23 protein-coding genes and 1 riboswitch are annotated in these 25,030 nt (G+C 72.5%); of the genes, 8 read left to right on the forward strand and 15 right to left on the reverse strand.

Going from position 1 to position 25,030, the window contains the following annotated elements; all coding sequences use genetic code 11:
- The first annotated feature begins 2 nt into the window (after positions 1-2).
- The 6 genes from AC1DWH_RS13195 (at position 3) to AC1DWH_RS13220 (ending at position 6,427) form a co-directional block, all read left to right on the forward strand.
- Entirely contained in the window at positions 3-788 is a 786-nt protein-coding gene (locus AC1DWH_RS13195) for a DeoR/GlpR family DNA-binding transcription regulator (RefSeq protein WP_477094060.1), read from the forward strand.
- The gene (gene galT / locus AC1DWH_RS13200) at positions 785-1,960 is read left to right on the forward strand and encodes a galactose-1-phosphate uridylyltransferase (RefSeq protein WP_477094061.1); all 1,176 of its coding nucleotides are present in this window, start codon (positions 785-787) and stop codon (positions 1,958-1,960) included. Before AC1DWH_RS13195 ends, galT begins: the two co-directional genes overlap by 4 nt.
- On the forward strand, positions 1,957-3,156 hold the full coding sequence (galK, locus tag AC1DWH_RS13205) for a galactokinase (RefSeq protein WP_477094062.1): 1,200 nt from the start codon (positions 1,957-1,959) through the stop codon (positions 3,154-3,156). Before galT ends, galK begins: the two co-directional genes overlap by 4 nt.
- A 219-nt stretch (positions 3,157-3,375) precedes the next feature.
- A complete protein-coding gene (locus AC1DWH_RS13210) occupies positions 3,376-4,398 on the forward strand; it encodes an efflux RND transporter periplasmic adaptor subunit (RefSeq protein ID WP_477094063.1) in 1,023 nt (340 codons plus the stop codon).
- Complete coding sequence (locus AC1DWH_RS13215; RefSeq protein ID WP_477094064.1) at positions 4,395-5,186, forward strand: ABC transporter ATP-binding protein; 792 nt, start codon at positions 4,395-4,397, stop codon at positions 5,184-5,186. The genes AC1DWH_RS13210 and AC1DWH_RS13215 overlap by 4 nt, the downstream gene beginning before the upstream one ends.
- Complete coding sequence (locus AC1DWH_RS13220) at positions 5,183-6,427, forward strand: ABC transporter permease (protein WP_456845231.1); 1,245 nt, start codon at positions 5,183-5,185, stop codon at positions 6,425-6,427. Before AC1DWH_RS13215 ends, AC1DWH_RS13220 begins: the two co-directional genes overlap by 4 nt.
- 134 nt (positions 6,428-6,561) lie before the next feature.
- Here AC1DWH_RS13220 and AC1DWH_RS13225 read toward each other — a convergent pair whose 3' ends face one another.
- On the reverse strand, positions 6,562-7,110 hold the full coding sequence (locus AC1DWH_RS13225) for a helix-turn-helix domain-containing protein (RefSeq protein WP_477094065.1): 549 nt from the start codon (positions 7,108-7,110) through the stop codon (positions 6,562-6,564).
- A 57-nt stretch (positions 7,111-7,167) separates the two neighbouring features.
- Here AC1DWH_RS13225 and AC1DWH_RS13230 point away from each other — a divergent pair, with 57 nt between their 5' ends.
- Positions 7,168-8,454 (forward strand): MFS transporter, encoded by a 1,287-nt coding sequence (locus AC1DWH_RS13230; protein WP_456845229.1) that lies wholly within the window; start codon positions 7,168-7,170, stop codon positions 8,452-8,454.
- Between the two features lie 45 nt (positions 8,455-8,499).
- Here the strand turns inward: AC1DWH_RS13230 and AC1DWH_RS13235 are convergent, their stop codons facing one another.
- The 9 genes from AC1DWH_RS13235 to AC1DWH_RS13275 form a co-directional block, all read right to left on the reverse strand.
- Positions 8,500-8,784, reverse strand: a complete 285-nt coding sequence (locus AC1DWH_RS13235; protein ID WP_477094066.1) for an SHOCT domain-containing protein — start codon at positions 8,782-8,784, stop codon at positions 8,500-8,502.
- Between the two features lie 112 nt (positions 8,785-8,896).
- Positions 8,897-9,571: a response regulator gene (locus AC1DWH_RS13240; RefSeq protein ID WP_477094067.1), complete on the reverse strand. Its 675-nt coding sequence runs from the start codon at positions 9,569-9,571 to the stop codon at positions 8,897-8,899.
- Positions 9,568-10,692 carry a sensor histidine kinase gene (locus AC1DWH_RS13245; RefSeq protein WP_477094068.1) on the reverse strand — a complete coding sequence of 375 codons (1,125 nt, stop codon included), beginning with the start codon at positions 10,690-10,692 and terminating at the stop codon, positions 9,568-9,570. Before AC1DWH_RS13245 ends, AC1DWH_RS13240 begins: the two co-directional genes overlap by 4 nt.
- Positions 10,693-10,783: 91 nt before the next feature.
- Positions 10,784-13,486 (reverse strand): Ig-like domain-containing protein, encoded by a 2,703-nt coding sequence (locus AC1DWH_RS13250; protein ID WP_477094069.1) that lies wholly within the window; start codon positions 13,484-13,486, stop codon positions 10,784-10,786.
- 65 nt (positions 13,487-13,551) lie between these two features.
- Positions 13,552-14,364: an exodeoxyribonuclease III gene (locus tag AC1DWH_RS13255; RefSeq protein WP_477094070.1), complete on the reverse strand. Its 813-nt coding sequence runs from the start codon at positions 14,362-14,364 to the stop codon at positions 13,552-13,554.
- A gap of 43 nt (positions 14,365-14,407) precedes the next feature.
- Entirely contained in the window at positions 14,408-14,887 is a 480-nt protein-coding gene (locus AC1DWH_RS13260) for a VOC family protein (protein ID WP_477094071.1), read from the reverse strand.
- 68 nt (positions 14,888-14,955) lie between these two features.
- On the reverse strand, positions 14,956-15,837 hold the full coding sequence (locus tag AC1DWH_RS13265) for a bifunctional methylenetetrahydrofolate dehydrogenase/methenyltetrahydrofolate cyclohydrolase (RefSeq protein WP_477094072.1): 882 nt from the start codon (positions 15,835-15,837) through the stop codon (positions 14,956-14,958).
- Positions 15,837-17,126, reverse strand: a complete 1,290-nt coding sequence (glyA, locus tag AC1DWH_RS13270; protein WP_477094073.1) for a serine hydroxymethyltransferase — start codon at positions 17,124-17,126, stop codon at positions 15,837-15,839. The genes AC1DWH_RS13265 and glyA overlap by 1 nt, the downstream gene beginning before the upstream one ends.
- 63 nt (positions 17,127-17,189) lie before the next feature.
- Positions 17,190-17,278, reverse strand: a riboswitch (ZMP/ZTP riboswitch).
- Positions 17,279-17,290: 12 nt separating this feature from the next.
- The gene (locus AC1DWH_RS13275) at positions 17,291-17,794 is read right to left on the reverse strand and encodes a GNAT family N-acetyltransferase (protein WP_456845494.1); all 504 of its coding nucleotides are present in this window, start codon (positions 17,792-17,794) and stop codon (positions 17,291-17,293) included.
- A 39-nt stretch (positions 17,795-17,833) separates the two neighbouring features.
- Here AC1DWH_RS13275 and purU point away from each other — a divergent pair, with 39 nt between their 5' ends.
- A complete protein-coding gene (gene purU / locus AC1DWH_RS13280; protein WP_456845495.1) occupies positions 17,834-18,697 on the forward strand; it encodes a formyltetrahydrofolate deformylase in 864 nt (287 codons plus the stop codon).
- Positions 18,698-18,790: 93 nt separating this feature from the next.
- Here purU and AC1DWH_RS13285 read toward each other — a convergent pair whose 3' ends face one another.
- From AC1DWH_RS13285 to mmsA, 5 genes are all read right to left on the reverse strand, one after another.
- Positions 18,791-19,774 (reverse strand): type IV toxin-antitoxin system AbiEi family antitoxin domain-containing protein, encoded by a 984-nt coding sequence (locus AC1DWH_RS13285; RefSeq protein ID WP_477094074.1) that lies wholly within the window; start codon positions 19,772-19,774, stop codon positions 18,791-18,793.
- A 335-nt stretch (positions 19,775-20,109) separates the two neighbouring features.
- Positions 20,110-20,895 carry an ATP-binding cassette domain-containing protein gene (locus AC1DWH_RS13290; RefSeq protein ID WP_456845497.1) on the reverse strand — a complete coding sequence of 262 codons (786 nt, stop codon included), beginning with the start codon at positions 20,893-20,895 and terminating at the stop codon, positions 20,110-20,112.
- 59 nt (positions 20,896-20,954) lie between these two features.
- The gene (locus tag AC1DWH_RS13295) at positions 20,955-22,151 is read right to left on the reverse strand and encodes an ROK family protein (protein ID WP_456845501.1); all 1,197 of its coding nucleotides are present in this window, start codon (positions 22,149-22,151) and stop codon (positions 20,955-20,957) included.
- A gap of 62 nt (positions 22,152-22,213) precedes the next feature.
- On the reverse strand, positions 22,214-23,395 hold the full coding sequence (gene mmsB, locus AC1DWH_RS13300; protein WP_456845498.1) for a multiple monosaccharide ABC transporter permease: 1,182 nt from the start codon (positions 23,393-23,395) through the stop codon (positions 22,214-22,216).
- Positions 23,392-24,909, reverse strand: coding sequence for a multiple monosaccharide ABC transporter ATP-binding protein (mmsA, locus tag AC1DWH_RS13305; RefSeq protein WP_477094129.1), 1,518 nt, complete (start codon positions 24,907-24,909; stop codon positions 23,392-23,394). The genes mmsB and mmsA overlap by 4 nt, the downstream gene beginning before the upstream one ends.
- Between the last annotated feature and the right edge of the window lie 121 nt (positions 24,910-25,030).

The raw sequence follows: 25,030 nt of genomic DNA on the forward strand, positions 1-25,030 counted from the left end.
GGGTGCTCGCCTCCCAACGCCAGGACCGGATCCTGGCCGTGGTGCGTGCCGACGGCGCCGCACGCGTGTCGGACCTCGTCGAGAGCCTCGACGTCTCGGACATGACGGTCCGCCGCGACATCGCGGAGCTGGCCCGCGCGGGACTCGTGCGGCGGGTGCACGGCGGCGCGGTCGCGCCGGACGCGCCCGGCCGGCCCACCGACGAGCCCGGCTTCGAGGCCAAGCGCGCGTGGGCCGGACCCGAGAAGGCGGCGATCGCCCGCGCCGCGCTGGCCACGATCGAGCCCGGTCAGGCGATCGCGCTGTCGGCGGGCACGACGACGTACCTGCTGGCCGAGCTGCTGGCCGGCGCCGGCATCGGGAGCCTCACGGTCGTGACCAACGGCCTGCGGATCGCCGAGGCGCTGGACGGTGCGCCGGGCATCGAGGTGATCCTCACCGGCGGGGTACGGACGCCGTCCGACGCGCTGGTCGGCCCCGTCGCCGACGCGACGCTCATGAGCCTGCGCGTGGACCGCGCCTATCTCGGCGTGCACGGGCTCGACGCGCACGGCCCGACCACACCGAACCTGGCCGAGGCGGCGACCGACCGCGCGCTCATGGCCTGCGCCGCGGCGACCACCGTGCTCGCCGACCACACCAAGTGGGGGGTCGTCGGCCTGGCCCGCATCGCCCCCCTCGAGGACATCGACGTCCTGCTGACCGACGACGGTCTGCCCGCCGACGCCCGACGACACCTGACCGCGACCACCCTGGTCCTGGTCGACACCACTGGAGCCACCCTGTGACCGTCCGACTGACCACGACCACGCTCGCCGACGGGCGGGAGCTGCTCTACTTCGACGACTCCGAGCCCTACGTGTCCGGCGCGGCCACGCGCGAGCTCCACGACGCCCGCCCGCTGGTCGACCGGTTCGCGCCCGTGCTCGACGCCGACGGCGTGCCGCAGCCCGTGACCGGCCCGGAGCTGCGCCGCGACCCGCTCACGGGCGAGTGGATCCCCATGGCCGCGCACCGCATGAACCGCACGTTCCTGCCGCCCGCCGACGCCAACCCGCTGGCCCCCGCCAAGCCCGGCGCCGCGTACCAGGACGGCGAGATCCCGGCGCAGGACTACGACGTCGTGGTGTTCGAGAACCGCTTCCCGTCGCTGCTGGCCGTCCCGGGCGTCCCCGACGCGCCGGTGCAGCGCGACGACGAGCCGCTGTGGACGGTGCGGCCCGCCGCCGGCCGGTGCGAGGTCATCTGCTTCTCGGCCGACTCGACGGCGTCGCTCAGCACGGTCTCCCCGACGCGCATGCGGACCATCGTCGAGGCGTGGGCGCAGCGGACCGAGGCGCTGCACGCGCTGCCCGGCATCGAGCAGGTGTTCGTGTTCGAGAACCGGGGCAAGGAGATCGGCGTCACGCTGCACCACCCGCACGGCCAGATCTACGCGTTCCCGTACCTCACGCCCAGGACGACCTCGATGCTGGCGCAGGCGCGCGCGCACCGGGAGCGGACCGGCCGCCTGCTGGGCCGCGACGTGCTCGACGCCGAGCTCGCGCACGGCGAGCGGATCGTGCTGGAGTCGGAGCACTGGGTGGCCTACGTGCCGTTCGCGGCGCGCTGGCCCGTCGAGGTGCACCTGGCCCCGCGCCGCGACGTCCCCGACCTGCCGGCGCTCACCGACGCCGAGCGCGAGGACCTCGCGACGACGTACCTGACGCTGCTGCAACGGCTCGACCGGTTCTTCGTCGGCCCCGACGGCGAGGCCATCCCGCTGCCGTACATCTCCGGCTGGCACCAGGCGCCCGTCCGCGAGGGCCGCGAGGACTCCCGCCTGCACCTGCAGCTCTTCTCGGTGCTGCGCGCGCCGGGCAAGCTCAAGTACCTGGCCGGCGTCGAGTCCGGCATGGGCGCCTGGATCAGCGACACCACCCCCGAGCGCATCGCGACCCGACTGCAGGAGCTGGCATGACCCCCGAGTGGCTCGAGGCCTGGACCCCGTCCGACGGCGCGGAGCGCGCCGTCGGGCTCTTCACCGCACGCTTCGAGGTCGAGCCCGACGGCTCGTGGTCCGCGCCCGGTCGCGTCAACCTCATCGGCGAGCACACCGACTACAACGGCGGCCTCTGCCTGCCCATCGCGCTCCCCCACCGCACCTACGCGGCACTGCGGCGTCGCGACGACGACGTCGTCCGGCTGGTCTCGGCGCAGGAGCCGACCGGCCTGCGGACGATCGACCTGGCGGACGTCGCGCCCGGCACCGTCGACGGCTGGGCCGGCTACGTCGTGGGCGTCGCCTGGGCGCTGCGCCAGGCCGGGCACCCGGTGACCGGCTTCGACGTCGCGGTCGACTCCTGCGTGCCGTACGGCGCCGGGCTGTCGTCGTCGGCGGCCCTCGAGGCGTCGGTGGCGGTCGGGCTCGACGCGGTGTTCGGGCTGGGCCTGGCGGGTTCCGACGAGGGCCGCGCCACCCTGGCCGCGCTCTGCGTCCGCGCCGAGAACGAGATCGCGGGCGCCCCGACCGGCGGCATGGACCAGGCGGCCGCGCTGCGAGCCCGCGAGGGGAACGCGCTGCTGCTCGACTGCCTCGACGGGTCGGTCCGGCACGTGCCGTTCGACCTGGCCGCGCACGGGCTGGCCCTGCTCGTCGTCGACACCCGCGCCGAGCACGCGCTGGTCGACGGCCAGTACGCCGAGCGCCGCGCGTCGTGCGAGGCCGCGGCGGCGCGCCTCGGCGTCGGCACGCTGCGCGAGATCTCCGACGACCCCCGCGGGCTGGAGTGGGCGCTGGACAAGCTCGACGACGAGGTGCAGGTGCGCCGCGTCCGGCACGTGGTGAACGAGATCGACCGCGTGACCTGGTTCGTCGCGCTGCTCGACGCCGGCGAGGTCGGGCTGGTCGGGACGCTCATGAACCAGTCCCACGCCTCCCTGCGCGACGACTACGAGGTGTCCTGCCGCGAGCTCGACCTCGTGGTCGACACCGCGCGCGCCGCCGGTGCCGTCGGGGCGCGGATGACCGGCGGCGGGTTCGGCGGGTCGGCGATCGCGCTGGTCGACGCCAGCGAGGTGGACCACGTGGCGCACGCGGTCGCGGACGCGTTCGCGGACGCCGGGCTCCGGGCGCCGGCGTTCCTGGTGGCGACGGCCGCGGCAGCAGCGGGCTGATCGGGCGACGGGTCCGGCGCGGCGTCGCGCGCCGGACGCTGTCATCGTCGACGACACGCGCGCCGGTGCTTGACCGCTAGTGCACATCGCGCAGTAGTGTCTGCCGCACGGTAACGGGTCGACCCGCCGGCCACGTCATCCTTGCGGTGGATCCGCAGGCCAGGGCGGTGTCGATACGTTCCGGACGCCGTCCCGACGCCGAGACCGAGGAGCCCGACCGTGGGGGTCACCCGCAGGATCATCTTCCCGACCATCCGCCTGATCCTCTGGGCGATCATCGCGGCCGCCCTGGTGAAGATCGCGTTCGCCGGCGCCGACGTCACCACGACGGACAACTCGCTCAAGCCGACGGGCGCGATCATCCAGCCGACCGTCGAGGTGGCCACGGGAACCGTGACCAACGCCGTCACCGTGCAGGCGTCGGTCGTGGCCGACCCGGCGGTCGTCGTCCGGGCCACGCTGGCCGGGACCGTGTCGAAGCTGCTGGTGGCCGACGGAGCGGCCGTCGCCGTCGGCACGCCGATCCTCGAGATCCGGCAGGAGACCCCGCAGGACCCGATCGTGACCACGAACCAGGAGACCGGCGAGCAGACGACCACCGAGCGCCGGCCCAAGGTCGTCGTCGAGACCGTCAAGGCTCCCGTCGCCGGCACGCTGTCGATGCCGACCCTCAAGGACCAGGTCGTCTCGGTCGGCGACGAGGTGGGCAAGGTGGCGCCCGGCACGCTCTCGGTCACCGGGACCCTCACGCCCGACCAGCAGTACCGGCTGGTCGGGGCGCCCACCCAGGCCGGCGTCACGCTCAACGGCGGACCGGCCCCGTTCGACTGCACGGGCCTGCGGGTCGGCGCGGCGGCGGCCACCGGCACCGACCCGACCGGCGACGGCTCCACGCCGGCGTCGTCGGGGACCGTGACCTGCGCGATCCCCGCGGGCGTGACCGCGTTCCCCGGGCTCGGCGCGACCGTCGAGATCACCAACGGCACGGTCTCCGACGCGGTCGTCGTGCCCATCACCGCGGTGCAGGGCACGGTCCAGAAGGGCAACGTCTGGGTGGTCGCCGCCGACGGCACCGACGAGAAGCGGCCCGTCGGGCTGGGCCTGACGGACGGCGCGAACGTGCAGATCACCGAGGGTCTGGCGGCCGGCGACACGATCCTGCAGTTCATCCCGGTGCCCGGCGGCGCCGGCGCGCCTGTCGACTGCAACCTCACGTACGACCCCGCGGTGTGCGGCGGATGAGCCTCCTCGAGCTCACCGACGTCACGCGGTCGGTCCGGCTGCCCGACGAACGGCTGCTGCACATCCTCCAGGGCGTGACCCTCGCGGTCGACGCCGGCGAGCACGTCGCGATCGTCGGCCGGTCCGGCACGGGCAAGTCGACGCTGCTCAACATCCTCGGCCTGCTCGACGCGCCCACCACCGGGCAGTACCTGCTGGAGGGCGTGCCCATCGGCAAGCTGTCCAACGGTGCGCGCACCAGGCGGCGGGGCCGGGACTTCGGGTTCGTGTTCCAGCAGTTCAACCTGCTGCCCGGCCGCACGGCCCTCGAGAACGTCGCCGCCCCCCTGCTCTACGCGCGGGGCCGGCAGTTCTGGTCCCGCAAGCGACTCGCGACGCAGATGCTCGAGCGGGTCGGCCTGGGCGACCGGGTGGACACCATGCCCGACAAGCTCTCGGGCGGCGAGCAGCAGCGCGTCGCCATCGCCCGGGCGCTGGTGCGCGGTCCGCGCGTCATCCTCGCCGACGAGCCCACCGGTGCCCTCGACGTCGAGACGGGCGGGGAGGTCATGTCGCTGCTCGACGAGATCGCGTCGCAGACCGGCGCCGCGCTGGTGACCATCACGCACGACCTGGCGGTGGCCGCGCGCGCCGAGCGCCAGTACCGGCTCACCGAGGGGGTCCTGGTGCCCATCCGGCTCGACACGACGTCCGACTGGGTGGGCGACGTGCCGACGCTGGTCGCCGACCGGTCGTCGCACACCGAGCGCCGGCTGCCCGACGCGGACGAGTCGGGGGTGCCCGCATGACCGGGGTCGTCGGCGCGATCGTCGAGGCCTGGGGCGAGCTGCGCATCCACAAGCTCCGGGTGCTGCTGGCGCTCATCGGCGTGGCCTGCGCGGTCACCGCGATCACCGGGGTCACCGCGCTGGTATCCATGCTCAACCAGTCGTTCAAGGAGCAGAACGAGCGCCAGTCGGGCCGCGTGGTCACCCTCAACATCAACGCCTGGCCGCAGGACGGCGCCGCGGCGACCCCGGCGACCTGGGACGACGAGTTCGCGCGGGTGCTCGACCGCTACGACATCACCTACGCCAGCCACGACGAGTGGACGCAGGCGATGATCCGCTTCCCGGACGGCACCCGCCCCGTCCAGCTGCGGGCGGTCGACGCCGACCTGGGCACCATCGACCGGATCGTGCCCGAGCAGGGCCGCTGGTTCGCCGACGCCGACGAGGAGGCCATGGCCCCGACGCTCGTCGTCAACCAGGCGTTCCTCGCGGCGCAGGGACTGGGCGACCTCGCGTCGCACCCGACCGTCCAGCTGGGCGACCGGGCACCGGTGACCGCGTCGGTCGTCGGCGTGGTCCGCGACGAGTGGCCCGGGGTCGACCCGACGGCGTTCGTGCTCTACGACCAGTTCCACCGGTGGATCGGGCCGGACGGCTCGGGCACGCAGGCGGGCACCTCGGGACCGGCCCTGCCGAACCCGATGGCGCCCACGCAGGTGCCGACGATGTACCTCTGGGTGCCCACGGACCAGTCGGCGGCGCTCGGCGACCAGATCAAGCGGGACATGCAGGCCGTTGCCCCCGGCTGGCACGTCGAGGTGAACGACAACAACTACGACAGCGGCGGGCTCGACCGGGCGACGAAGTGGGTCGGCATCGGCGTCGGCGGCTTCGCGCTGCTGCTGGGCGGGCTCGGGCTGGTCAACATCGCGCTGGTGACCGTGCGCTACCGGATCCGGGAGATCGGCATCCGGCGGTCGTTCGGGGCGACGTCCGGCCGGGTGTTCTTCGGCGTGCTGCTCGAGTCCGTGGTGGCGACGGTCGTCGCGGGGCTGGTCGGCGTCGTGCTCGCCGTGGCCATCATCAAGAACATCCCGGTCGACCGGGTCTTCGGCGGCGGCATCCAGGACATGCCGCCGTTCCCGATCAGCGCCGCGCTGGTGGGGATGGCCGCGGCGGTGGCCGTCGGCGCCCTGGCCGGCCTCATCCCGGCGACGTTCGCGGTGCGGGTCAAGGTGATCGATGCGATCCGGTACTGACGGACGCGCCGGACCGGTTGTGCTACTTGAGGTGGATGTGTCGAACTGACGCGCTCCGTAGCGTCACACCAGTAGCACCGCGCAGGGGATGAGGAGCGCCGGGCGACCGCGGAGGGGCGGGAGCCCGGCGTTCCTCATGCGGTCGCGCGGCGGGTGACGTCCTCGTGCAGGGCCCAGAACAGGGAGTAGGGCGTGCCGTCGGGGTGCGGGGGGCGGGCGGCGAAGTCCTGGAAGACCGCGTCCAGCCGGGCAAGGAGCTCCTCGAGGCCGCTCTGGTCCAGGCGGAGCCCGAGGCGGGTGGCGAGCACCTCGGCGGGGTCGACGAGCGCGACCTCCTCGAGGAACGTGTCGATGAGGATCCGGCTCATCCCTGGGGCCCCCGGTGTGCGCCACGACTTCCCGGTCGCCCGGTACGGCACCTCGCGGGACCCGCGCGCACCGCGCCGGACGGGCTCGGCCGCCAGGAAGCCGCGGTCCACCAGGGTGCGGACGTGGTGCAGCACGGTCGCGGGGTTGCGGTCCAGCCGGTCGGCGATCTCCCGGTTGGTCAGCGGCTCGTCGAGACAGAGCCGCAGGATCCGCAGGCGCAGCGTGCTCGCGAGGGCTCGCGCGTCGGCGTCGACCTCGGCAGTGCTGTCGGCCGTGCTCTCCGCGCTGCTCTCGGCGCGAGCGTTCTCCGTCATGGGTCGATCCAAGCACAGTGATTGACTTTTCCCAATCACTTGTCGATGCTGGTCGCCGTGAGCACCGAGACACCCACCCGATCGCTGATCCACCACCCGGACTTCCGGCGGCTGTGGACCGGCGACGCCTTCGGCCAGCTGGGCGCCCAGCTGACCGCTCTCGCCCTGCCCATCTTCGCGGTCCAGACGCTCGCCGCCACCGAGTGGCAGATGGGCGTCCTCAACGCCGCCGAGTACGCGGCATTCCTGGTCATCGGCCTGCCGGCCGGCGCGTGGGTGGACCGGATGCGCAAGCGCCGGGTGCTCATCGTCGCCGACCTGGTCCGCGCCGCGGTCCTCACCGTGGTCGTCGTGACCGCCCTGACCGGCCACGCGTCGATCCCCCTGCTGGTCGGCGCCGCGCTGGTCATCAGCGTCGCCACCGTCTTCTTCGACGTGTCGCACCAGAGCTACATCCCCGGGCTCGTCGGGATCGACCACCTGGTCGAGGGCAACTCCAAGCTCCAGGCGACCGCGTCCGTCGCCCAGGTCGTGGCTCCGGCCATCGGTGGCGTGCTGCTCCGCGTGATCACCGCGCCCGCCCTCATCGCCGTCACGGTGGTCACCTACCTCGTGTCGGCGTTCTCGGTCGGCCGCATCCGCCACCAGGAGCAGACGCCGCACCCGGACACGAGACGACCGTTGAAGGTCGAGATCGCCGAGGGACTGCAGTTCGTCGTGCACGAGCCCTACCTGCGCCGGATCGTCGCGTGCACCGGGCTGGGCAACTTCGCCGGCGCGATCGGTGGCGCCGTCACGGTGATCTTCGTGCTGCGGACCCTCGGGCTCGGCACGGCGGCGTACGGCGCCATCCTGTCGGCCGGGTCGATCGGCGCGCTGCTCGGCGCCGTCGTCGCGGGCCGGCTCGCGCAGTGGATCGGCGAGGGCCGGATCATCCCGCTGTCCGCGCTGCTGATGGCTCCCGCCGCCGCTCTGACACCGCTCGCTGCGTCCGGCACGGTGCCCGCGACGGTGCTCCTCATCGCCGGCGGCGCGGTGTTCGGCTTCGCCGTGATCGTCTACAACGTGGGGCAGGTGAGCTTCCGGCAGCGCGTCTGCCCGCCGCCTCTGCTCGGCCGGATGAACGCGTCGGTGCGGTTCATCGTGTGGGGCACGATGCCCATCGGCGGGCTGCTCGGCGGCTGGCTCGGCACCCACCTCGGGGTGCTTCCGACGCTCTGGGTCTCCGTCGGGATCATGGCGTTCGCGGCGCTGCCCGTGGTCCTCTCCCCGCTGCTCCGGATGCGCGACCTGCCCGGCGCACCCGCCGCGCCGGAGCCGCAGGACGCACCGAGCGAGGCCTGACCGCCCTGGTCGGGACGCACCGACCCGACCAGGGCTGGGCAGGCGTCAGCCGCGTGGCGCGTCCGCGGCGAGCAGCACCTCGAGCCGGGCGCGGTACTCGGTCTCGTCGATCTCCCCGCGGGCGTAGCGCTCGGCGAGCACGCTGCGCGCGCCGCTGGTCCCGCGCGGGCCTTCGCCCTCCCAGTAGCGGCGCCGCCGGCGGGCGCCGAACGTGAAGAACAGGGCGATCACGCCGAACCAGAACAGCGGGATCAGCAGGAACCAGGGACCGGGTCCCCATCCCCACCCCCAGCCGTAGCCGACCGGGTGGGACAGGAGCGTGGTGAGCATGACGACCTCCGACGATGCGTGGCGGCCGACCGTCGACCGCACCACCACCGTCGCCCCGCGACCCCGTCCGGGTCGTCGTCCACCCGGACCGTCCTGGTCGCTCCGATCGGAGTCAGCCGGCCCACCCGGGCCGCACCAGCCCCGACTCGTAGGCGAGCACCACCATCTGCGCCCGGTCCCGCGCGCCCAGCTTCGTCGCGGCCCGCAGCACGTGCGTCTTGACGGTCAGCGGACTGAGGAACAGGCGCGCACCGATCTCGTCGTTGGACAACCCCTCGGCGACGAGCACCAGCACCTCGCGCTCGCGCGGCGTGAGGTCCGCGAGCGCCGACGAGGTCGGCACCTCCCGCGTGGCCCGGGCGACCGTGGCCAGCAGCCGCCGCGTCACGGTCGGTGAGAGCAGCGCGTCACCGGCGGCCACCACGCGCACGGCCCGGAGCAGGTCCGCCGGCTCGGTGTCCTTGACCAGGAACCCCGACGCTCCCCCACGGATCGCCTCGGCCACGTACTCGTCGAGCTCGAACGTGGTGACGACGACCACTCGGACGCCCGCCGCCCGGGGCTCGTCGACGATCCGCCGCGTCGCCGTCAGCCCGTCGGTGCCCGGCATCCGGATGTCCATGAGCACCACGTCGGGCAGCAGCTCGAGCGCGAGCCGGACCGCCTCGTCGCCGGAGGCCGCCTCACCCACCACCGTCATGTCCGGCTCGGCGTCGATGAGCGCCCGGAAGCCGCCGCGCACCAGGCCCTGGTCGTCGGCGAGGAGGACCCGGATGGTCGTGCTCATCGCGGGACCTCCAGCCGGACGTGGAAGCCGGTCGGCCCGGAGCCCGCCGTCAGCGACCCGCCGACCGCAGCCGCGCGCTCTCGCATCCCGCGCAGCCCGTACCCGTCGACCAGCGGCCCGACCGGCGGCCCGTCGTCGCGCACGTCGAGCACGACCGTCTCCCCCACGACCAGCGTGACCTGCACGGATGCACCCGGGGCGTGCCGGCGGACGTTGGTGAGCGCCTCCTGCAGGACGCGGTGGAGCACGGCCGCAGTCGGCTCGGGGACCGCCACGTCGAGGCCCACGTCGTCGACGACCAGCCCGTCCGCACGCGCCCGCTCGACCAGCGCACCGAGCCCGCCCGCGGGGGCTCGCGGCGCCTCGCCGTCGGCGCGCAGGACCCCGAGCACGTCCCGGACCTCGTCGAGCGCGTCGCGGCTCGCCTCGCGGATCTCGACCAGCGCGCGGCGCGCCGCCTCGGGCTCGCGGTCCATGAGGTGCAGCCCGACGCCGGCCTGCACGGTGATCCCCGACAGCGAGTGCGCGAGCACGTCGTGCAGCTCGCGGGCGATCCGGAGCCGCTCGGCGGCCACCGCCGACTCCTCGCGCGAGACCCTGGCGGCCCGGACGGCCTGCACCCGCTCGGCGCGGCCCCGGGCGCCCTCCCCCAGCAGCATCGCGACCGCCAGCCCGGTGATCGTCAGCGTCGTGTACACCGGGCTGAGGCCGTCCGGGCGCAGCGCCAGCACGACCACCGCGAGCGCGCCGGCGGTCCCCGCGCTCAGCGACAGCAGCCGTCGTCGGGTGACGCCGAGGGCCACGACGACGAAGCCCAGGGGGACGAGCGCCGGGCCGGGCTCGTACCCGAGCGCGAGGTAGACGACGGGGGCCGCGACGGCGAGCACCGCGCCGACGACCGCGGGCGCCCCGCGCCGGACCACGAGGACCAAGGAGGCCGGGGCCAGCAGCAGGAGCGTCACCGCCAGGGCATCGAACGCACGGGCGGCCGGGTGCCAGGCATTCGCGCCCGCGCAGCCCAGGACCGTGAAGAGCGCGAGGAGCGTGGCCGGGACCGCGATCCAGGCCGACCGCCCGCGGCCCCACGGCGGGCCCTGCCACGGGGCGGGCGCGGGCGTCATCCGCCCACGGTAGCGACGGGCGCAGCGGTCGCGCGTGCTCCGTCGGGAGCGTCGTCGCCGCTCCCGACGGACGACCCTCCCGACGGTGGGACTACGCCCCGCGGCGGCGCAGGAGGACCAGCAGCCCGCCGGCCAGCACGAGCGCGAGGCCGAGCAGCCCCACCGGGCCGGACTCCGCTCCCGTCGTCGCCAGGACCCCGCCGTCGTCGGGCTGCGGACCGGGGGCCGGCGTCGGGGGCACGGGCGTCGGGGTCGGAGTCGGCGTCGCTGCCGTCACCGTCACCGTCACCGTCGTCGTGGCGCACAGGTCGTCGGCGATCGCGGCGCAGATCGTGTACTCGAACGTGTCCGTCCCGGTGAAGCCGGCCTCCGGCACGTAGTGGGCCGTGCCGCCGTCGATCGTGACGGTCCCGTGGGAGGGCGGGCTCGTCACGGTCGGGGGGGCGACGCTTCCCCGGTCGTTACCGGACAGGTCGATGTCCACGCCGGTGCCCTCGGTCGTGGTGGCGGTGTCGGGCTGGGCGACCGGGGAGACCTCGACCGTCACTCGCGCGGTCGCGCACAGCCGCGGCGCACCGTCGTCGCAGACGATCGCTCCGTAGAAGTCCCGGCCCGCGAACCCGCCCAGCGGCACGTAGCTGGTCGACCCGGAGAGCGAGACGGTGGCGTTCCCGCTGCGGGGCGGGATCCCGCGAAAGACCGCCAGGGTGTCGCCGGCGTTCGGGTCCGCGACCACCAGCGTCCCCGTCACCGGGGTCCCCGTGGTGGTGACCAGGGTGAGCGGCTCGATGGTGGGCGGGTCGTTGCCCGGTTCCACAGTCACGGTCACGACCGCCGTGTCGCACAGCGGCAGCGGCGGCGGAGTCGTCGTCGGCGAGCAGATCCGGTACTCGAAGGTGTCCGTGCCGGTGAACCCCGGCGCCGGCGTGTAGGTCGCCTCGCCGGTCGTGGGGTCGAGGAGCACCGATCCGTTCGCCGGCGCGGTCACGGGTGTGGCGTCCAGCGGGGCGCCGTCGCTGTCGTTGGAGAGAAGCGGGATGACGACCTGGGTGTCCTCCGCCGTCGTCGCGACGTCGTCGTGCGCTCGGGGGTACACGTTGATGGTGACCGTGCCGGTGTCGCACGCCGGGACGGGCGCGGCGTTGTCGCAGACCTGGAACTGGAAGACGTCGATCCCGGCGAAGTCGAGGTCGGAGACGTACCCGAACCCACCGCCGGGGGCGAGGTCGACGACGCCCTCCGCCGGCCCCGAGCTCACCGTGAACGTCAGCTCCTGGCCGGCGTCCGGGTCCGTCGCCGTGACGCTGTGGACCAGCAGGTGTCCCGTGGTCGTGTCCAGCACCAGGTCGTCGGCGACCGGCGGCTGGTTCAGCGGCGGCGGGACGGCCAGGACCAGGGTGGACACCCGGGACGCGTCCGCCGACCCGTCGTTGTTGGCCGGGACCGTGTCGATCGTGCTGGACGTCGAGCTCGCGACGTTCAGCAGGGTCGAGCCTGCCGCCGCCGTCACCGTCCCGGCGAACGACAGCGCCACGACCTGGTCCAGCGCCAGCGTGCCCACCGACCAGGACAGAACGTTGCCGACGAGGGTGCCGGTCGTCGACGCCGGGTCGAGCGTGAAGCCTGCCGGGAGCGTGTCGCTGACCACCACGTCCTGCGCGGACGACGGGCCGGAGTTGTGCACGGCGATGGAGTACGCGACGGTGCCGCCCTCGAGCACGGTCGCCGGGCCGGACTTGCTCACCGTCACGTCCGCGTTGTCGGGTGCCGGCGGGCCTACGCAGATCGGGGTCGCCGCGAGCACCGCGACCGTCGTCCGGACGACGTTCTGGATCGTCCCGGTCTCGACGTCGAAGACCTGGCCGGGCGGCGCCACGGACTGCACGCGGATCGGGTCGGTCGCCGAGCTCCCGACGAAGCTTCCCTGCACCCGGGTGGTGCCCGAGAACTGGTACGCGCCGAATCCCCTGACCGACCCGTCGTCCGTGAGCCCGACCGCGCTGGTGATGCCGGCCTGGCTCTGCTGCCAGCCGCCGTTGTTGGTGAAGTCGCCACCGACCTGCACCAACCCGGAGTTGCTCGACGTCGTGCCGTTGTTCATCAGGGGGCCCGCCGTCGTGACGGCGCAGGTGTTCTGCAACGCACCCGAGCCGTTGATGGTCAGGCCGCCTCCGACGACGAGCGCCCCCGAGTTGGCCAGCGGACCGTTGACCGTCGCCCCGCCCTGCACCGTGAACGTGCCCGAGTTGTCGACGGTGACACCGGAGTTGAGGTTCATCGATCCCTCGACGACGAACGCACCCTCGTTGACGAACGCGCCGGCCGCCGGACTGAAGTCGGTGGCCACGGTCAGCTGGGCGTCCGGCGCGACGTGGATGTCCGATGCCCCGTTCACGCCCAGGCCGACGAACGCCGCCGTCCCCTCGACGTCGAGCGAGAAGCCGGCGGACACGACGATCGACGGCATCACCAGCGACGCGCCGGCCGCGACGACCATCGCGCCCGCCGCGTTGTTCATGTAGAGCCCGGTCAGGGTCGCGCCGGACCCGACGCACAGCGTCCCGCCCGCCGGCAGGGAGTCGATGCCGCCCGTGAAGCTCGTCGCGACCAGGACGACCTCCCCGGGGGCGACCCCGACCGACGAGGCGCCGGGATCCTGCGTGCGCGTCGGTGCCGCGCACTGCGAGGCGAAGTCGGCCTGCGCGACGGACGACGGCACGACCACCAGGGCGGCGACCGCAAGGACGAGCGAGAGGAGCGCCGCTCCAGCGCGGATCGTCGTCGACCTCAGCACGCCCGCCCCATTCGTCCGTTCCCCTGTTCCGGACACCGTACCCAAAACGTTTCGGGTCCCGCTCCTCAGAGGTCGTACTCGACCACCACCGGCGCGTGGTCCGAGAAGCGCTCCGCGTACGTGGCGGCCCGGTCGACCGTCGCGCTCACGGCGGCGTCGGCGAGGTCGGGCGTGGCCAGCTGGTAGTCGATGCGCCAGCCCGAGTCGTTGTCGAACGCCTGCCCGCGCCAGGACCACCACGTGAACGGCCCGGGTCCGTCGCCGCCCAGCTCGCGCCCCAGGTCGTGCCAGCCGAGGTCGTCGAACCACCGGTCGAGGTAGGCGCGCTCGCGCGGCAGGAAGCCCGCCGACTTCAGGTTGCCCTTCCAGTTCTTGATGTCGGCCTCGCGGTGGGCGATGTTCACGTCCCCGGCGACGACGGCGTACCCGCCCTGCTCGGCGATGTCCGCCAGCCGCCCGGTCACGTGGTCGAGGAACGCGTACTTCTCGTCCATCGACGGCGTCCCGAGCGTGCCGGAGTGCAGGTACGTCGACACGACGGTGATGCTGCGCGGTGGCGCGCCCTCGTGCGCCGGCAGGGCCAGGTCCGCCTCGACCCAGCGGCCCGAGTCGCCCGTGACCCCGGTCCTCAGCCCGATCCGGACCGCCGTCATGGGCAGCCGGCTGGCGATGGCGACGCCCGCGCGGCCCTTGGTCTCGCTCGCCTCGTGCGCCAGGTGCCAGTCCCCCGGCGGCAGGTGGTCGGCCAGGATCTCGTCCGTGGCGCGCACCTCCTGCAGGAGGATCACGTCGGGCTTGCGCGCCTCCAGCCAGGCCCCCATCCCCCGCTTGTAGGCGGCCCGGATCCCGTTGACGTTCACGCTCGCGATGGTCAGCACCGGACCATCCAACCTCAGTTCGCCCACACGGCCGGACGGCCGCTCACTCCCCGCGATAGGCCCTCTCGAGGCCCTCGACGTCCAGCTTGCCCATCGTCAGCATGGCCGCCATCGCGCGCGACACGCCCTCGGCGTCGGGCCGGGACATGATCTCGTCCAGCTGCACGGGCACCACCTGCCACGACACGCCGAACTTGTCGACGAGCCAGCCGCACTGGCTCGGCCGGCCGCCGTCGGCGATCAGCGTCTCCCAGTAGTGGTCGACCTCCGCCTGGTCCTGGCAGTCGAGGACGAACGAGAACGCCTCGTCGAGCACGAACACCGGGCCGGCGTTGAGGAACGTCGCGCGCATGCCGTCGATGGACAGCTCGACGATGAACTCCGCTCCCTCGTCGACGCCCGGCGTGCCCGGCTGCGCGGTCACCACGGAGTGGATGGTCGTCCGCGGGATGACCTCGGCGTAGAACCGCGCCGCCTCGGCGGCCTGACGGTCAAACCAGAGGTGCGGACGGACGATGCCCATGACTGATCTCCCTCCGACGACCGGGGCCGGCCGCCACCGCACCAGCCTGGCCCCGATCGTGGAAGTTTTCAGCCCAGCAGGCGCTCGGCGGTGTCCACCACGTTGCTCAGCAGCATCGCGCGGGTCATCGGACCGACGCCGCCCGGGTTGGGCGACACCCACGAGGCGACCTCGCGCACGCCGGGGTCGACGTCGCCGACGACCCGGCTCTTGCCGGTCTCCGGGTCGGTCGACCGCGAGACACCGACGTCGATGACGACGGCGCCCGGCTTGACGATGTCGGCCGTGATGATCCCCGGGACCCCGGCCGCGGCGATGATGACGTCGGCGTTGCGCGTGTGCTCCGCCAGGTCCTCCGTGCCCGTGTGGGTGAGCGTGACGGTCGCGTTGATCTCCCGCCGCGTGAGCAGCAGGCCGATCGAGCGGCCGACGGTCACGCCTCGGCCGACGATGACCACGTCTGCCCCGTGCAGGTCGATGTCGTGCCGCAGCAGCAGGTCGATGATGCCCCGCGGCGTGCACGGCAGCGGAGACGTGACCGGCTCGTTGACCCGCAGGACCAGGCGCCCGAGGTTGGTCGGGTGCAGGCCGTCGGCGTCCTTGTCGGGGTCGACGAGCTCGAGCACCCGGTTGGCGTCGATGCCCTTGGGCAGCGGCAGCTGCACGATGAACCCGGTGCACTCCGGGTCCTCGTTCAGCCGGCGCACGGCCGCCTCGATCTCGTCCTGCGTGGCCGTGGCGGGCAGGTCCTCACGGATCGAGGCGATGCCCACCTCGGCGCAGTCCTTGTGCTTGCCGGCGACGTACCAGCGCGAGCCGGGGTCGTCGCCGACGAGCAGGGTGCCGAGGCCCGGGGTCACGCCTCGCGCGGCGAGGGCGACCACACGCTCGGTCAGCTCCGCCTTGATCCGGGCCGCCGTGGCGGTCCCGTCGAGAAGCCGAGCCGTCATCAGTACTGCTGCAGGTCGGAGTACAGGGGGAAGGACTCGGTGAGCTTGAGCACCCGGGCCCGGAGCGCCTCGACGTCGGTCGCGGCACCGTTGATCAGGGCGTTCGCGATGATGTCCGCGACCTCCGTGAACTCGGCGTCGCCGAAGCCGCGGGTGGCCAGCGCCGGCGTGCCGATGCGCAGGCCGGAGGTGACGCGCGGGGGGCGCGGGTCGAAGGGCACCGCGTTGCGGTTCACGGTGATGCCGGCCGCGTGCAGGAGGTCCTCGGCCTGCTGGCCGTCGAGGTCCGAGTGGCGCAGGTCGACGAGCACGAGGTGCACGTCGGTACCCCCCGTGAGCACCGAGACACCGGCCGCCGTGACGTCCGGGGCCGAGAGGCGCTCGGCGATGAGGCGGGCGCCGTCGAGCGTGCGCTGCTGGCGGTCCTTGAACTCCTCGGTGCCGGCCACCTTGAACGCGACGGCCTTGGCGGCGATCACGTGCATGAGCGGGCCGCCCTGCTGGCCCGGGAACACGGCCGAGTCGATCTTCTTGGCGTACTCCTCGCGGCTCAGGATGAAGCCCGAGCGGGGGCCGCCGATCGTCTTGTGCACCGTGGAGGACACCACGTCGGAGTGCGGGACGGGGCTCGGGTGCAGGCCCGCGGCCACCAGGCCGGCGAAGTGCGCCATGTCGACCCAGAGCTTGGCGCCCACCTCGTCGGCGATGGAACGGAACGCCGCGAAGTCGAGCTGGCGCGGGTACGCGGACCAGCCGCCGATGATCACGTCGGGGCGCTGCTCGAGCGCCTTCTCGCGCACGACGTCCATGTCGACCAGGAACGTCTCGGGGTCCACCCCGTAGGCGCCGACCTGGTAGAGCTTGCCGGAGAAGTTGATCTTCATGCCGTGCGTGAGGTGGCCGCCGTGCGCCAGCTCGAGGCCGAGGATCTTGTCGCCCGCGTTGATCAGGGCGTGCAGCACGGCCGCGTTCGCCGTGGCACCCGAGTGCGGCTGGACGTTGGCGTGCTCGGCGCCGAACAGGGCCTTGGCACGGGCGATCGCGATGTTCTCCGCGATGTCGACCTGCTCGCAGCCGCCGTAGTAGCGGCGGCCCGGGTAGCCCTCGGCGTACTTGTTGGTGAGCACGGAGCCCTGCGCCTGCAGGACGGCGCGGGGCACGAAGTTCTCGCTCGCGATCATCTCGAGCGTGCCCTGCTGGCGGGCGAGCTCACCGTCGAGGACGGCGGCGATCTCCGGGTCCAGCTGGGAGATGTTCTGATCCATCAAGGGGATCTGGTCGGCGCTCATCGGCACTCCTGTTCGCAGTCAGCGTGTACGCGCGCACCGGCACCCGCACACTCGTGTGTGGTGACCGGGGGCCCAGGCGTCCGACCCGTTGGTCTGCTGCTGCGTCGCTCCCCGGTGGTGACCCACCCGTTTCGCCAGTCGCGACGCGGACAGGCTACCAAGGCTCAGCCCTCGTCGGAGCCGTCGCCCAGGATCTTTCGCAGGTACGCGTAGGTGAGGTCACCGGCGGTCTGGTCGTGCTGGTGCTCGTACCCGTGCTTGGCGTACAGCGCGAGGTTCTGCACCGAGTCACGGCCGGTGAACACCCAGACCTCCTCGATGCCCTCGGGCAGGAACGGCAGGATCGCCATGAGCATCTGGGTGCCGAAGCCCTGCCCCTGCAGGTCGGGGGCGACCGCGAAGCGGCCCAGCGTCGCCTTCGGGCCCTCGATGAGCACGCGGATCGAGCCGACGAGGCGGTGGCCGTACCAGCCGCCCAGCGTGATGACGCCGTCCTTCTGCAGGTCGGCCTCGAGCTCCTCGAGGGTCTGCGTGAGCGGCGGGATGTGCGGGTCGCCGTACTGCTGGGCCTCGGTCACGAACGCGGCGCGGCGCAGCGTGAGCAGCTCGCCGGCGTCGTCGGGGGTCACCGAACGGATCTGGAGGTCGGCCTGCGTCATGCGGCCCATCGTGTCAGCCGATCCGCGCGACCACTACTCTCGGACCTCGTGTCCTCCGACTCACTCGACAGCATCCACTGGGTCCTCACCCTCTCCTGCCCCGACCGCCCCGGGATCGTGCACGCGGTCGCCGGGCTGCTGGCCGAGCACGGAGGGAACATCACCGAGTCGCAGCAGTTCGGGGACCCGCTGTCGGGGCTGTTCTTCATGCGGGTGCAGGTCACTGCGTCCACCCCGCGGGACGAGCTCGAGGCGGCGTTCGCGCCCGTGGCCGCGCGCTTCGCGATGGAGTGGTCGCTCGACGTCGTCGGCCGCCCGGTCCGCACGCTCGTCATGGGATCGACCGCCGCACACTGCCTCAACGACCTCGCGTTCCGCCAGCGGTCCGAGAACCTGCCGATCGACCTGGTCGCCGTGGTGTCCAACCACACCGCCCTCGAGCCGCTGGCCGCGTTCTACGGCATCCCGTTCCACCACGTCCCCGTGACGGCCGCGACCAAGCAGCAGGCCGAGGCCCGGCTGCTCGAGCTGGTGGAGGAGCTCGACGTCGAGCTCGTGGTGCTCGCGCGCTACATGCAGATCCTGTCCGACGACCTCTGCCGCGCCCTGCCGGGCCGCATCATCAACATCCACCACTCGTTCCTGCCCTCGTTCAAGGGCGCCCGGCCGTACGCGCAGGCCCACGACCGCGGCGTCAAGCTCATCGGCGCCACCGCCCACTACGTCACCGGCGACCTCGACGAGGGCCCGATCATCGAGCAGGACGTCGAGCGCGTCGACCACTCCCGCCACGTCGACGACCTGGTGGCGCTGGGGCAGGACGTCGAGCGACGGGCCCTGGCCCGGGCCGTGCGCTGGCACGCCGAGCACCGCGTGCTCCTCGACGGCCACCGCACGATCGTCTTCCGCTGAGCAGTACGACCCGCTGACCGGTCGACGTCGGCGGGCGGCAGGAGCGAAAGCCGTTCGCGTGAAGACTTCGTTGCGCTCAGCGGAACAAGGTCTTCACGCGAGCACAGGGCAGGTCGGCGAGCAGCGTCGAGCTCGGCCTGTCCAGCCGCGCGAGCGCAGCGCAGCCACCACCTGCGCGGCCGTGGCGCACGGTTCGCTCACCACGTGCTGCCACCGGTATCGCAGGGTGATCTCGGACCGCTCGATCAGCACCGCGTTGTCGCGCCAGGTGTCGCGGTCCGTGCGGCCGGACGGATGGGCGAGCTGCCCGTCCAGCTCGATCCGGACGCCGAGCCCGACATGCACCCGATCGGCCCGGATCCAGCGCCCGCCGGTCCGCTCGCGCACCTGGGCGTGTCCGGTGGGCAGCCGGTGGCGCCGTTCGACGTCGCGGACGTAGCGGTGCTCGAGCGGCGACTCGATGCCCTGGCCGTCGTCCCCGAGCAGGTCCTCCACCAGGTCACGGTGCCGGAGGAGCCGCCGCTCGCCGGCGTACCTCAGGAGCCGGCCGGGCAGCACGCCAGCGCGGACCGCGTCGCAGACGAGGCCGACGACGTCATCCTCCGAGTCGATCTCGTGCACCAGGTCCAGCACGGTGTCATCGACGCCGGTGGCTCGGATCGGCCCGCCCGCGTACGGCATCGTCCGCCGGCGCCGCACCACGAGACCGGGCGGTGTCGACACGACGCGGTGGGCGGGGACGCTCACCACGATCTGCGGGCCGGGCGCCGAGACGATCCCGTGCACGAAGGCCGCCGAGGCGTGCGAGAGAGCGGCACCGTCGCCGGCGTAGAGCACAGCTCCACGAGCGCGCTCCCGCCACGTGATCGCGCCCGAGTGCAGGGCGACGACGCTGCGCCACAGCCGCTGCCAGTCACCTTGGGCAATTCGTCGGGACACGACCGCACGGCCCACTCCCCACGCATGCAGCTGCGCCGATGTCACCACGGCCTCCTGCCGGACGACGGTGCTCCGCGCTGCAACGTCCAGCTGGAGCGGGAACCGAGCCGGTCGGGGTGCAGGGCGGGCGTCGCTCACGGCCGCAGCGTCCCGCGGGAGCGAGATCGATGACGCCGGCAATCCACAGAGGGGCGGGCTGGGAGCGCACACCCGGAGGGCTCGAGGGCGCGGCGCTGCAGCGCGCCGCCGGAGACCGCGACGCCCTACAGGGTTCGCGTGAAGACTTTGTTGCGCTCAGCGGAACGAAGTCTTCACGCGAACCTCTGGCGCCGGCGCTCGCCCCCTTCCGTGGGCGTCGACCTGGCGGACGGCAGCCCCGCGCGGGCCAGTCGTCCGTGGTGGCGCGGGCCTCGACCCGGCACGGCCGACAGGCCCGCGACCTCACCGGTCGCGGGCCCCTCGTGCGTGCGGGGTCAGTGCAGCGCGCCCATCCGGCGCAGCATGTCGCTGTTGTCCAGGCTGGTCGCCCCGGTGATCGCGGCCAGGACCGACTCGTAGGTGGCGCTGGAGGCATCGAACGAGCCGTTGTTGCGCCCGTGCCGCAGCACGACGATCCGGTCGGACACGGCGCGCACGTCGTTCATGTTGTGGCTGATCAGGATGACGCCGTGGCCCAGGTCGCGCAGGCGCTCGATGTACGTGAGCACCTCGGCGGTCTGGGCGACGGACAGGGCGGCGGTGGGCTCGTCGAGCACGACCAGGCGCGGGGACCCGATGAGGGTGCGCGCGATCGCGACCGCCTGGCGCTGCCCCGCCGAGAGCTCGGACAGCGGCGTGCGCACCGACGGGATGCGCAGGGTGAGGTCGCGCAGGATCCCTCGGGCCACCTGCTCCATCCTCCCGTCGTCGAGCAGCACCCCGTCGGTCAGCTCACGGCCGAGGAAGATGTTCGACGTCACGTCGAGGTTGCCCGCCAGCGCGAGGTCCTGGAACACCGTGGCGATGCCGAGCGCGTGCGCCGCGGACGGCGAGGGGATGGTCACCTGCTCGCCGTCGATCTCGATGATCCCGGAGTCGGGCGTGAGCACGCCGGAGATCACCTTGGCCACCGTCGACTTGCCGGCGCCGTTGTCCCCGACGAGCGCGACCACCTGGTGGTCGAACACGTCGAGGTCGACGCCGACGAGCGCCTCGACCGCACCGAACCGCAGGCTGATCTGCCTGAGGGACAGCAGCGGCACCCGGGGGGATGCGCTCATGACCTCACCTGCTCCTCGTTGGGCACGTACCTGCAGTGAAACCCCGCCTGGTTCGCGCGTCAATCGTCGTCCTCCTGCTGGCTCGCCGACCGGGCCTGGTCGTCGGAACGCTGGACGAAGTCGGTCGACCGCAGCACGAGCTCGAGCGCGCCGATGACCTCGGCGCGCTGACCCAGCTCGGCGGGCACGACCTCGAGCGGGGCGATCTGGTTGAGCAGCACCCGGTGGCGGATCGCCTCGCGGAGGGGGCCGAGCAGGAGCTCGCCGGTCTCGGCCAGCTCGCCGCCGACCACGATGCACTCCGGGTTCACGGCCATGGCCAGCCCGGAGACGACCTCGCCGATGGTCGACCCGGCGTCGGCGATCACGCGCGCGCACCCCGGGTCGCCGTCGATCGCCTGCTGGATGACGTCGCGCAGCGCGAGGGAGCCGTGGCTGGACCGCAGCGGCTCGAGCAGGGCGGCGGCGCCGACGACGGTGTCGAGACACCCGCGGCTGCCGCACCGGCAGATGTCGCCCTGGGGGTCCACCTGCACGTGGCCGATCTCGCCGGCGGTCCCCGCGAAGCCGCGGTGCACCTGGCCGCCGATGACGATCCCCGCGCCCGTGCCGTACGACGCGCGGACGTAGACGGAGTCCCGGTAGATGCGAGACGCGCCGTGCGCGCTCTCGGCGAGCGCCCCGAGGTTCGCGTCGTTGTCGACGAACACGGGGCTCGCGAGGCGCTTGGACAGCACGTGGGCGACGTGGACCTCGTCCCAGCCGCGCATCATGCCGCGCACGGAGATCATGCCGGTCGTGCTGTCGACGGGCGCCGGCAGGCCGACCCCGATGCCGACGACCTCGTCGCCGGTCGAGCCCACGCGCTCGAGCAGGTCCGCGACCAGCAGGGCGGCGCGGTCGAGGCTGGTGTCCACCCGGTGCTCGGGGGGCAGCGGCAGGGTCTGCTCGGCGACGACCTCGCTGGTCACGTCGCCGAGCGCCACACGCAGCTGCCGGTGGCCGATGATGATGCCCACCGCCAGACCCACCCGGTGGGCGAGCGTGACCATCTGGGCACGTCGCCCGCTCCGGGTGGTGTTCCGCGTCTCGACGACGCCGGCGCCGAGCAGCTCCTTCACGATCGTCGAGACGGTCGCGGCCGACAGGCCGGTGGCACCGGCGAGCTCCACCTGCGTGAGCCCGCCGTGCCGGTGGACCGTCTCGACGATCAGGGCCCGGTTCGCCTCACGGAGCGACGACTGGGAGCCCGACATCGTCAGTCGCCCTCCCACGCCCGCGAGCATAGCCCCGAGCCTCTGCTCCGATCGGTCGTTCGTCAGCGCGCCGCGCCCGCGCGCCGCTTGTTGTAGATGTCGAACGCGACGGCCAGCAGCAGGACGAGTCCCTTGACCATCTGCTGCACCGACTGGTCGATGCCCATGAGCTGCATGCCGTTGCTCATGACGGCCATGATCAGGCCACCGACCATGGCGCCCGTGACGCGGCCGACGCCGCCCGTGGTGGACGCACCGCCGATGAAGCAGGCGGCGATGGCGTCGAGCTCGAACATGTTGCCCGCGCCCGGCTGTGCGCCGTTGGACCGCGACGAGTACACGACACCGGCGACCGCGGCGAGCACGCCCATGTTGACGAAGATCCAGAAGTTGACCTTCTTGACCTTCACACCCGAGAGCTGCGCGGCCGAGAGGTTGCCGCCGATCGCGTAGACGTGGCGGCCGAAGACCGTCTTCGTCGTCACGACCGTGTAGGCGATGATCAGGATGCCCAGGATGATCAGCACGATCGGCAGGCCACGGCTGCGGGCCAGCTGGTAGGTGAAGGCCATGCCGACGAGCCCGACCAGCACGATCTTGGTGACGAAGATCGGCATCGACTCGACGACCTGCTGGTACTTGATCCGCCCCTGGCGGGCACGCACCTGGCTCACCGCGTAGCCGAGCACCGCGATCGCGCCGATGACGAGCGTGAAGACGTCGATGCCGTTGCCGCCGAGGAACCCGTTGAGGAAGCCACCGGCGATCCGCTGGTACTCGGCCGGGAACGGCGAGAGCGACACGTTGTCGAGCACGCGCAGCGTCATGCCGCGGAACAGGAGCATGCCGGCCAGCGTCACGATGAACGCGGGGATGCCGACGTACGCGACCCAGAAGCCCTGCCAGAAGCCGACCAGGAGGCCGACCGCGAGACCGGCGAGCACGCCGACCCACCACGGGAGCCCCTGCTTGATGACGACCACCGCGGAGACCGCGCCGGTGAGCGCGACCACCGACCCCACCGACAGGTCGATGTGACCGCCGACGATGACGATCATCATGCCGATCGCGAGGATGAGGATGTACGAGTACTGGAGGACGATGTTCGTCACGTTGCCCGGGGAGAGCAGGACGCCGTCGGTGAGGATGGTGAACAGCCCCACGATGGCGACGAACGCGACGACGATCCCACTCTGACGCAGGTTCCTCGTGAAGAGGTCCCTCAGGCCTGCCATGGCGGTCATCGAACCTGGTCCCTTTCCTTGGTCATGAGCTCCATCAGGTTCTCCTGAGTCGCCTGCTCCCGCGGCAGCACACCGGTGATCCGGCCGGCCGAGAGCGTGTAGATCCGGTTGCAGATGCCGAGCAGCTCGGGCAGCTCCGAGGAGATGACGAGCACGGCCTTGCCGGCGTCGGCGAGGGCGTTGATCAGCGTGTAGATCTCGTACTTGGCGCCGACGTCGATACCGCGCGTCGGCTCGTCGAGGATGAGCACCTGCGGGTCCGTGAAGAGCCACTTGCTCAGCACGACCTTCTGCTGGTTGCCGCCCGAGAGCTTGCCCGCCAGCGCCAGCACCGTCGGCGCCTTGATGTTCATGCTCTGGCGGTACTCCTCGGCGACCTTGATCTCCTCGTTCGCGTTGACGAACCCGGAGCGGGACACCTTGCCGAGGTTGGCGGCGGAGATGTTGGACCGGATGTCCTCGATGAGGTTCAGGCCGTACTTCTTGCGGTCCTCGGTGGCGTACGCGATGCCGTGCGAGATGGCCTCGCTCACGGTGGACGCCTTGATCTCCTCGCCGTGGAGGAAGAGCTTGCCGGAGATGTTGCTGCCGTAGGACCGGCCGAAGACCGACATCGCGAGCTCGGTGCGGCCCGCGCCCATGAGCCCGGCCAGGCCCACGATCTCGCCCGCGCGCACCGAGAGGGCGGCGCCGTCGACGACGATGCGTTCGGGGTCGGTCGGGTGGTGCACGGTCCAGTCCTCGATCCGCAGCACCTCCTCGCCGATGGTCGAGTCGTGCGGGGGGAACCGGTGGCCGAGGTCCCGGCCGACCATGCCGCGGATGATCCGCTCCTGCGTGACCTCGTCGGCCGCCATGTTCAGCGTCTCGACGGTCCGGCCGTCGCGGATGATCGTCGTGGTGTCGGCGATCTCGGCGATCTCGTTCAGCTTGTGCGAGATCATGATGCACGTGATGCCCTGGGCCTTGAGCTGGCGCAGGAGCCCGAGCAGGTGCTCGGAGTCGTTGTCGTTCAGGGCCGCGGTGGGCTCGTCGAGGATCAGCAGCTTCACCTCCTTGGAGAGCGCCTTCGCGATCTCCACGAGCTGCTGCTTGCCGACGCCGAGCTGGCCGATCGGGGTGACCGGGAGCTCGTCGAGGCCCACCCGGGCGAGCAGGGCAGCCGCCTCGGCGTTGGCGCGGTTCCAGTCGATGAGCCCGCGCTGCGAGCGCTCGTTGCCGAGGAAGATGTTCTCCGCGACCGACAGGTACGGGACGAGGGCGAGCTCCTGGTGGATGATCACGATGCCCTTGGCCTCGGAGTCGTTGATCGACCCGAACTGCACCTCCTCGCCCTCGAAGAGGATCGACCCCTCGTAGGAGCCGTGCGGGTACACGCCGGAGAGCACCTTCATGAGGGTGGACTTGCCGGCACCGTTCTCGCCGCAGATCGCGTGGATCTCGCCACGCTCGACCGACATCGACACGTCCTGCAGTGCCTTGACGCCGGGGAAAGTCTTGGTGATGGCTTGCATCTCGAGAATGGGGTTGGCCACGCGGCTTCCACCGTCCTTCGTCGTGCAGGGCTCGGTCGCCGGGCCCTCCGCTGGTGGGGGTGACCCCCGACCGGCCGGCACGCGGTGCCGGCCGGTCGAG

Source organism: Cellulomonas sp. P2_F12 (genome assembly GCF_056403775.1).

Excerpts from the sequence above, each read along its gene's own strand:
- galK (WP_477094062.1), top strand. The coding sequence starts at position 1,957 with ATGACCCCCGAGTGGCTCGAGGCCTGGACCCCGTCCGACGGCGCGGAG.
- AC1DWH_RS13215 (WP_477094064.1), top strand. The coding sequence starts at position 4,395 with ATGAGCCTCCTCGAGCTCACCGACGTCACGCGGTCGGTCCGGCTGCCC.
- AC1DWH_RS13220 (WP_456845231.1), top strand. The coding sequence starts at position 5,183 with ATGACCGGGGTCGTCGGCGCGATCGTCGAGGCCTGGGGCGAGCTGCGC.
- AC1DWH_RS13225 (WP_477094065.1), bottom strand. The coding sequence starts at position 7,110 with ATGACGGAGAACGCTCGCGCCGAGAGCAGCGCGGAGAGCACGGCCGAC.
- AC1DWH_RS13235 (WP_477094066.1), bottom strand. The coding sequence starts at position 8,784 with ATGCTCACCACGCTCCTGTCCCACCCGGTCGGCTACGGCTGGGGGTGG.
- AC1DWH_RS13240 (WP_477094067.1), bottom strand. The coding sequence starts at position 9,571 with ATGAGCACGACCATCCGGGTCCTCCTCGCCGACGACCAGGGCCTGGTG.
- AC1DWH_RS13245 (WP_477094068.1), bottom strand. The coding sequence starts at position 10,692 with ATGACGCCCGCGCCCGCCCCGTGGCAGGGCCCGCCGTGGGGCCGCGGG.
- AC1DWH_RS13260 (WP_477094071.1), bottom strand. The coding sequence starts at position 14,887 with ATGGGCATCGTCCGTCCGCACCTCTGGTTTGACCGTCAGGCCGCCGAG.
- AC1DWH_RS13265 (WP_477094072.1), bottom strand. The coding sequence starts at position 15,837 with ATGACGGCTCGGCTTCTCGACGGGACCGCCACGGCGGCCCGGATCAAG.
- glyA (WP_477094073.1), bottom strand. The coding sequence starts at position 17,126 with ATGAGCGCCGACCAGATCCCCTTGATGGATCAGAACATCTCCCAGCTG.
- AC1DWH_RS13275 (WP_456845494.1), bottom strand. The coding sequence starts at position 17,794 with ATGGGCCGCATGACGCAGGCCGACCTCCAGATCCGTTCGGTGACCCCC.
- AC1DWH_RS13290 (WP_456845497.1), bottom strand. The coding sequence starts at position 20,895 with ATGAGCGCATCCCCCCGGGTGCCGCTGCTGTCCCTCAGGCAGATCAGC.
- AC1DWH_RS13295 (WP_456845501.1), bottom strand. The coding sequence starts at position 22,151 with ATGTCGGGCTCCCAGTCGTCGCTCCGTGAGGCGAACCGGGCCCTGATC.
- mmsB (WP_456845498.1), bottom strand. The coding sequence starts at position 23,395 with ATGACCGCCATGGCAGGCCTGAGGGACCTCTTCACGAGGAACCTGCGT.
- mmsA (WP_477094129.1), bottom strand. The coding sequence starts at position 24,909 with ATGCAAGCCATCACCAAGACTTTCCCCGGCGTCAAGGCACTGCAGGAC.